This window comes from Paenibacillus sp. NPDC093718 (genome assembly GCF_050279985.1).
Taxonomy (GTDB): Bacteria; Bacillota; Bacilli; order Paenibacillales; family Paenibacillaceae; genus Paenibacillus_AQ.
In genome coordinates this window covers 60851-73717 of record NZ_JBNNUS010000013.1, presented here as the reverse complement: position 1 = coordinate 73717, position 12867 = coordinate 60851, and the positions used below count along the sequence as shown (strand labels likewise).

Sequence of the window (12867 nt, the reverse complement as noted above, 5' to 3'; positions counted from 1 at the left end):
CCTCCTACCTCGTTTGCGTCGTGTTGCGGACCGCTCTTCCGAGCAGCAGCACCACCAGTCCCAAGAACAGCAGGATGATGATGAAATAGACCCAGATCAATGCGCTGGTCGGACCGTATTGCGTCGGATTGACGCTCGCAATGACGGGATTGCCGGGGAAAGTAAACAAATCCACAATGGTATAAATCGTATTCAGCAGGACGAACGGCATCATGCCCGGGAGGGTGATTTTCCAGAACATCTCCCACGGATTCGCGCCGTCGATGCGCGCCGCCTCGTAAACGGACGCCGAAATCGTCTGGCGGCCCGCAAGGAACAGTAGAATCTGCACGCCGGAATACCACAAGATAAGGACGAACGAGTTCAAGACGCTTACGATCGGCGTCGCCCAGGAGCCCGGCAAATATTGCGTGAGCGTCGTCGAAATGGAGAACTGCTCCAGGAATCCGAGCTGCCCCCTCCCTTGACTCAAGAAGCGTTCAATGATATTGCCGGAGGAGAAAATAACCGGCAGGAAGAACACCGCCCTGAACAAGCCCCTTCCCAGAAACTTCTGGTTCAGCATGATCGAAATCATAAAGGAGAAGATGACGATGATCGGAATCATGAACAGAATCTGCCTCAGAAACGGCAGCAGCTGGTCGTAGAAGACGCCGCCGTCCTCGAACAAAAGATTATAGTAATATTTGATGCCCACATATTCATGCAGGATGCCCGTCCCGGTAATGCGAACGTTATGAAAGCTCATATAGAGCGAATAGAAGAGAGGGAACGATACGAACAAGAGAAACCCGATAATCCAGGGCAAAATAAGGAAGATGCCTTCGTATCGTTGCGACAATCGGTTTTTTAATCGTAACAATCCGTTCACTTCGCCTCTCCCCCTTTCACCACGACAAAATCTTGCGCTGGAATCTTTATTCCCAAGACGGTTACCTCGGTATCGTTGTAGTTCACGATAATTTTCTTCCCGCCGGAGTAAACGGACTCCTTCACCTTAGGAGCGAGCGTGCGGTTATGCGTCATGAATTGGCCCTGAACATCTCCGAGCGCTTCGTTAAAGCGCTTGTACTCCTCGATGATCGCGGCTTCCCAATCGTCGTAATTCAAGCTGTAATACCAGATCGTGTACGCCCTCTTCATCTTCTCCGTCTCTGCTTTCATGACGCCGAATGTCGGCGCCGCTCCGTATTCGATGCTCCGCAGGAAATCCTTGCGGTATTCGTCCCTCGCATTGCCCCAGTTCATCGTATACGGCACTAGGCCGTGCAGCGACATTTGGGCGAAAGGAACCGCTTCGTCGAAGAACAGGTCGTACGAATAATCGCCAGCCAGCTGCCTAACGGCATCCGTGCTCTGCAGCGAGTAAGCATTGCCGCCCGCGACCGTTACCGAAGGAAGCTTCGATTGCACGGCGTTCAGCAGCTCGCTTTGCAGCGATGCAGCCTCTTCCCGGCTGGTGAGGGATCTGCGATTGTAATCGCTGTACAGCATGTAGCCGGTTCCCGTGAGATGAAGTCCGTCTATGCCCAGCGACGCGAATCTCTTCAAGGCGTCTTCCATCTTGTCTAACGTTACCTTCGGACTCACGATCGCAACCTCGTCGTTCGATTGCAGGCGAGGGAACTTCATGATGGAACCCGCTTGGTCCTGCGTCGCTTGCCTCTTCGGATCAAAGTCGTCGCCGTCGGTGTTCAGCGTGAAATCCGTCTCCAGAATGACCGTATCGCCCTTTGACTTCGCGTATTCGGCGAAGCTTCGCATGCCGTCGTTGCCGCCAAGCCGCTTGTCGACCTTCACGCCGAAGCCGAGTCGGCTCGCGCCTCCGGTTTGCCAGCCTTGATAGGTGACGATCAGCCGGGGAATGCCCTGCGCATGCAGCCGATCGACGATCGACTTCGCTTCGTCCGTCGTCGTGCCGGGAATGAACCGGTTGCTAAGAAACCCCTTCTCCGAATCTCCGCCGATAAGATCAAGGTAAAGCGGCAGCTCGGACTCGCTTGCTTCCAACTGCTTCAGACCGTTTTCCTTCATCAAATGCTCGCGGTATTTCGCGGCCATGCCGGAATAGTCGCTTTTCGATTCGGGAAGGACGTAGTAACGGATTTTGCGGTCTCCGCCGAATTTGACTTTGCTGAACGTAAAGAAGCCTGCTGTCTTGTCGTACGTCGTTGGCTGGAAGTATTGAAGCCGGTAATTATGTTCTACGGTAGCCCAGGCATACTGGCTGTACACCCCTGCGGGCGCCGCGAACATATATCCGTATTCCTCGCCTTCGTCCGCAACGGCCAGAAAGCCGCCGCTTCCCGATTTAATGCCATAGATCGGCATCGTAATCGGCCTCCGGTTCGTGTAGACCGAGTTGAACGCGTAGTCCGTGCCGTAGATCGGTTCGCGGTATACGCTGCGGTCGTTCGAAATATTTTCCTTGATCCGATAGATGGCGCCCGAGCCGTCCGGCAGGAGCATATACTCCTCTTCTTGCCCGCCGGGCTGCTTGGCGCCCAGAAACGGATATACCTTCAAATTGATCAACGCGTCTTTGCCTTCGACGATCTCCGAGTCGATGACCTTTGTTTCCACATAATCGTTCTTAATACGGACCTCGACCGGAATCGCCATCTGAATGGATGGCATCGCATAGGTGACGGCGAAGCCGTCCTCTAGCTGCTTCCAGCTCATGATGCCGCCGTTTAGCGACAGAAGACTGCTCACCTTCACTTCCGTCTTGCGCACGCTCGTGGCCGTCTCCAGCATGATCGGCGACAAGAGATGGCTCCGCCAAGTACCGGAAATCGTCTCCCGTGGCCAGTCCTCCGGATTCGGATAAGAGCGCAGCTCGTGCCCGTCCCGTTTGTCGCGAACTTTGAAATGACCGGTGTTCTTATCCGCCAATAACACAAGCGTCTCGCTTTCGGCTACTTGCACGAAATCGGCTTCGTTCGGCAGCTCCCCATTCGTGCTGACGGCCGGCTTGATGCCTTCGGGAATGACCGCCTCCTGAACCTGCTCCGTCCGTACCACGTCCGAGCTTGCGGAATGGGTCCACAAGTATATGCCGACCGACGCTACCGCCGCCGCCAACGCCGCCGCAGGAAGCAGCTTGCGCAGCTTGATGTAGGATTTGCTTGCTTCCGTCAACGCGCCGACACCTCCTGTATGATCGAATAGATAAAGCTGCGCAGCTCGGTGCTTAGACCGAACAGAATAAAGCACAGCACGCCGATAATAATCATCGTTACGGCCGTATACAGTAAATTGACCACGGTCTCGCCTACCGTGTAATTTTGAAGCGATTGCACCTTCCACACGAGCAGAAGGAAAATCCATACCATCATGCCTGTGTGAAGAAAATTGTAAATCGATTCTTCGCTAAGCGACATGCCATTAGAGATCAGCGTAAGCGGCAGTCCAATGACCATAAACGGCGTAAGCGCATAGGCGCTGCCGACGAACACGTCCTTGAAACGTCCCTCGCCCCGCATGATGCTGCTGACCAAATAATTGGATACGACCCAGCCGATCCATACCAGGAAAAATTGGAGGAATACAGTAAGTCCGCTGAGCGGCATGATCGCTTCCATATTAAAGGTGAAGCTTGTATGCGTTCGAGACACCGCATAGGAGATATACGCCAGCGCCAGGATAACGAACGCGCTCGCATAGCTTCCCTTATTCTCGTAGCGGAGCGCGGAGAAGCCGTCGATCGGATGCCTCAGCACGTAAAACGAATGTTTCATCTGCCCCAGGAAGCGCGAGCGCGGCCGGAACCGGATCGGCGAATTCAGCAGAACGGGATAACGTTTCGCCGCCATTCTATAAACGACGTACAAGGCGACCGCAACCATGATCAAGTTCATGAACAAACCGAATTTGTCCTGGAACCACTGCAAGCGGATTTGCCAGAACGCGTTCGAGTAACCCTCTTGAACGCCGGCGTCGCGGAACAGCTTTTGCGATTCCGCGTAATCCCCGCGGGCGTAGGCGGACTGAGCCAGCCCGATCATCGCGGGCGTATAGTACGCGTTAAGATGGAGCACCTCGCGCCAAAGCGGCTCGGCTTCCTTGTACCTGCCGTCGACGGTTAGGTTGTTCGCCTTGTAGACGAGCGCTCCGAACTCGGTTTGGCGGTACGTCTGGATCAAATTCGCATTGTCGTCCAGGATGAACAGTTCGTTCTTCGAGTTGATGTCGATGGCCGACGGGCTCTTGACGATGCCGAGCTGCGTCGTGTTCGGACTTGCGTCCCCGGACCAGAAGAACAGCAGGTTGCCGAACGCGTCGTATTGGCTGATCATCTTCGAATCTCCGTCGACAACGGAGAAGTTGCCGCTAGCGTCGATGGCGATGTCCTTCAGATTCACCATCTGTCCGATCTGGCGAAACCGGTATTCGCCGAACTTTTTATTGCTGTCCCCCAAGGTGCTGCTGGAACCGAGAAAATACTTCCCGGCATTGTTCAGCTTCTTCACTTGGTCTTCGGTCAAACTCTCTCCGAATGAAACCGTGTACGTAAACCCTCGCTCGTCGATGTTTACGTTGTTGATGGCCGGAGGCAGCTTGCTGAGCTGCTTCTCGTACATCTCTTTCGAATAGATCATTCGTTTGATCGAGTCCAGGACGGTGAAAGGCACCTTATTGGCCGCGAAGAAGCGGACAAAGCCGCCCTCGGGATCGAGCTGAAGCAGCCCGTTATAGCTGCCGAGCGATACGATATACAGGAATCCGCGTTTATCGACCGCGACCTTGATCGGCTCGAAGCGGTAATCCGCCGGAATAAACCTTGATTCCGGAAGCTTATATTCCTTCAGCAGCTTCCCCTGCTGGTCGAGCATCACGATCCTGGCGTTTCCCGTATCCGCGACGTATATTTGGCCCTTCTCATCGACGTGCAGCCCCTGCGGATTGGACAACGGCGTACCTTCAAGCGCTGGCAGCACGCGGTCGAATTCGCCGTTCGGATGAAACACGACGACCCGATTGTTCCCCGAATCGGCTACATAGATCCGGTCCTGGGCGTCGATGAACAGATCTCGAGGCTGCATAAGCGGCGACTGCGCTTGTTTGGCGGGATCATTGGGATCGGGGACGAATATGTCTCTGCCAAGCACCTGCTCCGGCGCAAAAGCGGCTTGCGTCCAGACAAGCGATCCGGTAGCGGCCGATCTGTAATTCGTTGAATAAGGATAATCGGCGGATACTGCCGCCGGAAAGACGACCCATACGAGGCACACGGCCAGCAAGCCCCGCAGGAGACGGATCATTTTGGATTGTGCCGGCTTCATAATTTCTCCTCCCGCGGTTTCATTTAATGCCGGAATGGGCCATTGTCGCAATGACCTTGCTCTGGAATGCAAGAAAAATAATAAGGTTCGGAATGAACATAAACAGCGCCGCGGCTGCGGCCGCACCCTGCCTTGCCACGTTGTTCGCCATGTTCGAAGTCAGCGATGAGATAAAGAACGGGAACGTCTTCATCTGCTCGTCCTGCATGAACAAATTCGATGTCTCGACGTTGCCCCACGCGGTCTGGAACGAGATGATGCCAATGGTTGCGACCGCTGGAAGGATGACGGGAACTACGATCCGCAGGAACACCGTAAATTCTCTGGCGCCGTCCAGGCGAGCCGATTCCAGCAGCTCGTTCGGAATTTGATCGATGAACTGCTTCATTAAGAAGACGCCGACAGGTACGGCTACCATGGGCAAGATGTGGCCCCAGTACGTGTTCATGATCCCCAAGTTGCTGACGACGAGATAACGAGGGATCGTAACCGTCTCCGGCGCGAACAGCAGCGTCAGCATAATCGTTGCGAACACAAGCTTATAACCGGGAAACTTATGCTTCGAAAGCGGGTAGGCGCATAACGCGCTTACCCCCGTCACCGTGATGACGCTCAGCACCGCTACGGTCAAGCTGTTGAAAATGTAGCGCGTGACCGGAATAACGGAATCCGACGTAATATGGAACAGCTCGACGAAATTTTGCAAGGATGGGGTGCGAGCCCAAATCGTCGGCGGATAAATGAACAGTTCTTCGTACGGCTTTAACGCGTGATTGAAAATATAAACCAGCGGCAGGAGCATAAACGCGCTGAATAGGACGAGCAGAAATACGACAGCCTTCTCGAAGCGGCTCATCCGATGCAGCCTGGATTGTCTCTTGAAACGGAATGGCTTGCGCAGCAGCGGCATTGCCATCTTATTCATCTCCCTTCGAACCGAACAGACCCCAGCAAAACTTATTGGATAAATACATAAGCAGCAGCAAGAATACGGACAAAGCGGATGCATAGCCCAGCTCGAAACGAATAAATCCGTAATCGTCGATCTGGTTCATAATGAGATGGCCGGAATATTGCGGCGTAGGGTTCATCCCCGACAGCTCCGTGCCGATGCTGCCCGCCTTGAAGGTTCCGACGATGGCCATAACCGCTCCGAACAGCATCTGAGGCTTCATGGACGGAATCGTAATGTACCAGATTTCCTCCAGCCTGGATTTGATGCCGTCGAGTCTCCCCGCTTCGTACAGGTCGGGATTGACGTTCAAGATGCCCGCCATCATCGCCAGAAATCCGATCCCCATGCTGGACCACAGCGTAACGACGATCATGGACGACATCAGATGCTCCTTGCTCGTCACCCATAACACGGGGTCGCTTATGAATCCCCATTCGAGCAGAAAGCTGTTCAAGTAACCGATCCGGTCGCCGCTCAGCATCGGCAGCCAGACGATGGTCATTGCGATTCCCCCCATCAGCGACGGGGAATACATCGCGAGGGCAAACCATTTGCGCAAGCGTACGGGAAGAATCGTGATTAACCAGGCCAGCAGGAAGGCGGCAATGTAGCCGCACGGTCCTGCGATGATCGCGAATTTGAACGTATTCGGCAACGCGTATTTCAGAAACAACAGATCCTCCGAAATCATATAACGGAAATTCGCCCAGCCGACAAAGCGAGGCGGCTCGAGTGAGTTATAGGTCATAAAGCTGAGCAGAAACGCGCTTACGACCGGAATTAATATAAATAGGACAAAACAGATCATAAACGGCGCAATGAACAGGTACGACAACCGGAAGCGCCAAATTTCCCTCAGCAGCTCGGACGCCTTTCCTTTCGCGCGGAGCGATGTTCCGCCGGATGCGGAAGGTTTTTTCAAAGCCTGCGCGTTAATCTCTGACATATGGATTCACCCCTTCCCATGGCTGGTTGACCTCGGGCAAATCAAGCGGCCGAAGCACCTCGCCCACGCTGTCGATAATGCCGAATTCCTGCAGTTTTCTTCGCATTTCCCGTTCGATCTCCAAAGTCGACGTCTCGAGCGAACTCCGGTAATTGATGCCGTCGACGACGCTCCGGTTCCAGGCGTTCTGCAGCTCCCTTTCCAGGAAGTAGCTGCCCGGCACGTTCGGAATTTCCTTGAACCAGCGCCATTGCTCGAGAATGCCGTTCAAATCTTCCTGCTTCCACGGAAGGTGGACGAACGCTTCGATATTCGAGGTGTTCCAACGGAAGGATAGGCCGTTAATCGTCTCCAGATCGGAGCCGTACCTCTCCTGTACCTCGGCGGAGGTCCACCACTTGAGAAACTCCCAGCTTTGCTCGGCTTTTTTGGTCTTCTTGAAGATGACGGACGATTGCAGGTTGCCGCCCATCCACCTGGCCACTTCTCCGCCGCTCTGCTTGACGCCCGGAATCGGCGCGATGCCCCAATACCCGTTCAGCTCGGGAGCAGCTACCATCAGCTGGATGTACATGCTGAAGTCCGAGATGCCGATCGGGACGGTGCCGCTTCTGAACGACTGGTAAAAGCTGGCCAGCTGTTGGTCTACGGCGTATACGTTATACAGGTCGGTCCATTCCTTGAAGGCTTTGTATCCCGCTTCCGTTCCCAGAGCCGTCTGCAGGCCGTTCTTGTTGAAATAATCGGCCCCGTTCTGGAAGAAAAACGGCATATGCTGAGTCGGCGCCATATTGAGATTGTTCTGCTGCAAGGTAGGGAGCATATCATAGACCTCTTCCCAGGTGTCGGGCACCTCGAGTCCAAGCTCCTTCAATATATCTTTGCGGTAATAGAGCATGGAGAAGCTCTGCGTCTCCGGTACCGCGTAATAGCCTTTGTCGTAGTAGAAAGGCGTCCAAGAGCCCGGCGCGAAACGCTTGTATACCGCATCGAAATCCTGGAACCGCGTCAGATCGTACAGCCCGTTGCGGATCGCGTAATCGAACGGCAGCGTCTCCGGCAACCCGAGCGCGACGTCCGGCGCGATATCGGCCGCGTTCATCAGCACGAGCAAATTCGTATCCGGAAGCAGGTTGACCTTTACCTTGATACCCGTCTTCGGCGTAAACTGCTCTTCGGCCAGCTGTTGCAGAAGATTGACGTAATCGCGTCCGCGGAGCACCCATACGTTCAGCACATCGTCATCCATGCTGCTCAGCTGCTCCTTCGACTGGAACGAAGAAAAGAAATTAACGAATGTCCCTTCCAGCTTTTTGAAGAAACCCGCTTCCATCTTTGGAAACTTCTCGTTCTCCGGCACGATATAAATGCGGTCAAGCCCAAGCGGCTGGGTCTTCAGCTGCTGCAGCATCTCGGCGACCTTGCCCTGCATTGTGACGAAACGGTCGGTTTTGTACGGAATCTGATTCGGATCCGCAAGCATGGAACGGATATCCTTGATCGTCGTGAACAATCCTTGCGTGACGGCATCCTTCTTGCCGTTGACCTCGATCAGCTTTTTCTGAACGGCGTCCAGCGAGTCTCCGATTGTACCGAGCTTATCCGTAAAACCGGGCAGCTCGGTATTGATTTTCCAAGTTCTGTTCGTGTCGTTGGAACCTCCGGTCAGCGCTTTCAGATCGGTCGCAAGCTCCATCAGCTCGGTTACGGTTTTCTCCAGCTCGGAGATCATCGGTTTGACGGGAGCACCGGTCGCGCGCATCGAGATCGTATTGCTTCCTTTTTCCATATAGAACAGGTATGGCTCCTCCTGCTCGTCCTCGAGCCGGACGCCCTGCCAGCCGGACTCGTACGGGAACCGGTACGCCTTCATTTCGGCGAACGGAATTTCGCCGTTGACCATAATCGTCCGGAAGGACGAACGGTTGGAGGAGTAATTTTGTTTGGTTCGCATTCCGATTTTGTAATATCCGCTTTCGGGAACGTCGAAGGTCCAGCTGATTTCGCCGTTTCCGGTTGACCAGCGCGAGCCGTCGATCGTGTTGAACGTGATTTTCCCGCGTTTATACGGCGTGCTGTTGATCTCGTTGTCATAGCGAAGCGAGATCGAGGAGACGCTTTTCCAATCGCCCTGCTCGGCTTCGATAACGATCGGCTCCCCGCTCGTTCCGGCTCCGCTTTTGCCGGCATTCTCCTGCTTTGCCGTCTCGTAGTCCGGAACCTGCTCCGGATCCGACAGCTCGATGGAGCCGAGCGCGAACGGCTCGTTGCTGGTAAAGCGGAGCGTATGCTTCCCGGGCGTCAAGTACCACTGCAGCGGTTCGACGTAAGCCCCTCCCGAATCTCGCAGCGATGTCGTAATCCAGCCGCTGATATCCTCGGCCATCGGACGGATCTGATCGCCGTTCGAGTCGACGGCAGCCGGGAAAGGATCCTTCCAGCGGCGGTCCAGCGTGATGGATCTCGCTTCAAGAAACGCATTGTTTCCGTCGAACGAGACGTTCAGCAGGATCGGCCTTCTGCGGTTGCCGTCCGTAACGGGACGGTACGTCAAATCGATCTGGTACAGCCCGGCTTGCTCGATGGATACATCGTATTCAACCCATTCCTCGTTCGTAAGGCCCCAATCGAGCGCCTCCGCCCGGCCGTCCACGGTGCCGACTCGAACGCTGGCGCCTTCCGATGTACGCGCAAAGCCGGCGCCGGACAAGCTGACCTTTCCGTCATGTTCGGAAGGCGCTCCCGCTTGCTTCCATTCCGCCAGCTTATCCAGAAAGTAGGGCTCGCCCGTTTCGTTCGCTGCTGCCGTCTGCGATTCCTCCGGCGATTCCTTCTGCGGCTCCTCCGCCGACACGGCTGATGCTTCCTCCGCGGAATTCGCCGACTGCGTTTCCCCGGCGTTCCCCGCTGCTCCGATTGTCCAAGGCAGCAGCATAGCGAATGCCAATGCCGGCACGATGATTGAACGCCATCTCGTAAGCGCCCTTAACATTCATCTCTCCCCCTTTGCACCCATCATTCGTACATCAAGCTTTCCGATGTATCCTTATCGAAGTAAAGCGCTTTCGACATGTTCAGCGTAACGGTGATTTTTTGGTCCTCCTTGTAATCAAAGCCAGAAGTCGTACGGACGGCAAAGGGCGTGTCCGTTCCGATATCCACATACAGATACATATCCGCTCCCATTAGCTCCGCCACCTTGAGCGTGCCCGTTATCTGGCTGCGCGGATGACGATCGGCCATTTCCGGCTCTGCATGCGCATACTCGCATCGAATGCCGAGCACAACTCTCCGGTTCACTTTGCCGTGCTTCCGCAGCAGCTGCGCGTGCTCGTCCGGAATGGCCAGGTAGCTCCGCTGCGTCTGCAGATCCAGCTTGCCTCCGTCCGTTTCCACGACCTTCCCTTCGATGAAGTTGATCGGCGGCGTCCCGATAAAGCTCGCGACGAACATATTTCTCGGATTGCCGTAGATCAGGCGCGGACTGTCGACCTGCTGAATCACGCCGTCCTTCATGACGACGATCCGGTTGCCCATCGTCATCGCTTCCACCTGATCATGCGTTACATAAACCGTCGTCACGCCGAGTTGTTTATGAAGCCGGATAATCTCCGTACGCATCTGAACTCTTAGCTTGGCATCAAGGTTCGACAGCGGCTCGTCCATCAAGAACACGCTAGGCTTTCGGACGATCGCCCGGCCGAGCGCGACGCGCTGGCGCTGACCGCCCGACAACTGTCTCGGCTTGCGATCCAGAAACTGCTCGATCTCCAGCGTGCGCGACGTCGATTTGACCGACAGATCGATCTCGTGCTTCGGCTCCTTGCGTAGACGCAGGCCGAACGCGATATTTTCGTAAATATTCATATTCGGGTACAACGCGTAGTTCTGGAAGACCATCGCAATATCGCGATCCTTAGGCGGCAGATGATTCACCAGCTTATCCCCGATGTACAGCTCGCCGGAAGTAATATCCTCCAGCCCGGCGATCATGCGGAGCGTCGTCGATTTGCCGCAGCCAGACCCGCCGACCATGACAAGAAACTCGCCATCCTCGATCTCTAGGTTAAAATCCTTTACGGCATATTGTTTGTCCTTGCCATATCGTTTCTCTACATGCTTTAGTACAATGCGCCCCATGGCGGCACCTCCGAACAATTGGGTATGGAATAGTCCGCTGTCTTTGTCCTGGCAATGTTCAACCTTTATTGCATGCTCCGCCGAATTCGCAGCGCCAAATACGGCCTGCCCGGCAGGCTGATCGCGCAATCGCCGGAGAAGGTCCCCTCGATCAGCTCGATCGTCATGTTCCAGGTATCGATAACTTCCGCGGTATACGCAGCGTCCTCCGGAAGCTGGACCGGACGGACGATCGGCCGGTGAATGCCGAAGTACAACAAGTAATAGTCTTCCTGTTTGCCGAGAGCCGGCACATCCTTAATCGTGTCGATGACTGTTAAATGCCGCGGCGCATCCTCCAGCACCTTCCTAAGAAATCCGATTCGATCGGGACTCGTGCCGTGCAGTTCTCCTCCGTGCGACCACCAGATGATGTTCTCGGGATGCATGTACGTCTCTCCGTGACCGACGTAAGCGCCGCGAACGGTTCCTTCCCAGAACCGGTGCGTCATCTCTTCACCTGTGATGTTGCCCCATCGGCGAGGGATATCGCCTTCGTAGCAGCACTCGTCCACGACGACCGGCTTCCCGTATGCGCGTCGGATCGAGTCTACAGCGGTAAGATCCCAGTGCTGCAGGCTGACGTGATCGACCCATGGTTTCGAGTGGTCGTAGAGATCAAGCGACGTGGGATCGTACATTTTCGTTCCGTTGTGGATCGAACGGAGATGCCCGTAAGGATCGTTTTCCTGCACGATTTGGAATAACCGGTCCCAGTCTTCTTTCCGCTTTTCCCTCATGAAATCGTACTCATTGGCCAGCGACCACCATACGTTGCGATAAGCGGCCAGGCGCGCGATGACATATCGCAAATAAAATTCATCTCGATCCGGGCTCATCCTGTCGAATCCCCAATGTCCCTTGTCGTAAGGGTGAAACAAGATGACATCCGCTTCAATCCCCAGCTCCGCCAATTGCTCGATTCGCCGTTCCAGCCCCTGGAAGAACCGCGGTTCGAACCGTTCAAGGTCGAAACCGTCTTCCTTCGAGCCCGGAAAAGCAAAGAGCGCCGGTTCGGTGACGTTGAAGGTATACCTTTTGGGAAAGACGCACATGCGTATTTTATTGAAGGGAGAATTCCGCAGCGCTTCGAGCGTCTCCGCCTGCAGCGGCTCGTTCTGGTGTACCCAAGCGTAGCAAGTCGTTCCGAACGGAATGTAGGGCGATCCGTCCGCATATTCGAATGAATCCCGCGATGCGACGCGAACGGGTCCGTGATTGCCGGCTCCGGCGTCCGTGCATTCGAACTCGCCGGTTAAGGCATCCAGCGCCGGAACGTTGCTGCTTGTCGAGAATGTCCAAGGTCCGACAGCATCCGGCATAAATCTGATTTTGTAGACGCCGTCCCCGTCGTAGAACCCATTTGCCTTCACCGTCCGCTCGCCGCTCCGGAATGCAGCCTCCAGCTGGACGCCGCTGAACGGGTTTTCAAGCGTTTCATCGACATTGATAGCGGTTTCAAACACAGCCCATCTTCCAACTGTTTTGTTATAAATCACGCG

General features: G+C 55.0%; 8 protein-coding genes. All 8 read right to left on the bottom strand.

Annotated features, from left to right (window positions below; all coding sequences use genetic code 11):
* Positions 1-4: 4 nt before the first annotated feature.
* Positions 5-871 carry a carbohydrate ABC transporter permease gene (locus tag ACQKPA_RS29015; protein ID WP_427495864.1) on the bottom strand — a complete coding sequence of 289 codons (867 nt, stop codon included), beginning with the start codon at positions 869-871 and terminating at the stop codon, positions 5-7.
* A complete protein-coding gene (locus ACQKPA_RS29010; RefSeq protein WP_427495863.1) occupies positions 868-3141 on the bottom strand; it encodes a DUF5696 domain-containing protein in 2274 nt (757 codons plus the stop codon). The genes ACQKPA_RS29015 and ACQKPA_RS29010 overlap by 4 nt, the downstream gene beginning before the upstream one ends.
* A complete protein-coding gene (locus tag ACQKPA_RS29005; protein WP_427495862.1) occupies positions 3138-5285 on the bottom strand; it encodes a YIP1 family protein in 2148 nt (715 codons plus the stop codon). Before ACQKPA_RS29005 ends, ACQKPA_RS29010 begins: the two co-directional genes overlap by 4 nt.
* A gap of 19 nt (positions 5286-5304) precedes the next feature.
* Positions 5305-6201 (bottom strand): carbohydrate ABC transporter permease, encoded by an 897-nt coding sequence (locus ACQKPA_RS29000; protein ID WP_127594542.1) that lies wholly within the window; start codon positions 6199-6201, stop codon positions 5305-5307.
* 1 nt (position 6202) lies between these two features.
* Positions 6203-7186: a carbohydrate ABC transporter permease gene (locus ACQKPA_RS28995; protein ID WP_015735276.1), complete on the bottom strand. Its 984-nt coding sequence runs from the start codon at positions 7184-7186 to the stop codon at positions 6203-6205.
* Entirely contained in the window at positions 7173-10178 is a 3006-nt protein-coding gene (locus ACQKPA_RS28990) for an extracellular solute-binding protein (RefSeq protein ID WP_427495860.1), read from the bottom strand. Before ACQKPA_RS28990 ends, ACQKPA_RS28995 begins: the two co-directional genes overlap by 14 nt.
* A 23-nt stretch (positions 10179-10201) precedes the next feature.
* Complete coding sequence (locus ACQKPA_RS28985; protein WP_127594581.1) at positions 10202-11326, bottom strand: ABC transporter ATP-binding protein; 1125 nt, start codon at positions 11324-11326, stop codon at positions 10202-10204.
* A gap of 65 nt (positions 11327-11391) precedes the next feature.
* Positions 11392-12864, bottom strand: a complete 1473-nt coding sequence (locus ACQKPA_RS28980; RefSeq protein ID WP_427495859.1) for a DUF5605 domain-containing protein — start codon at positions 12862-12864, stop codon at positions 11392-11394.
* Positions 12865-12867 lie beyond the last annotated feature (3 nt).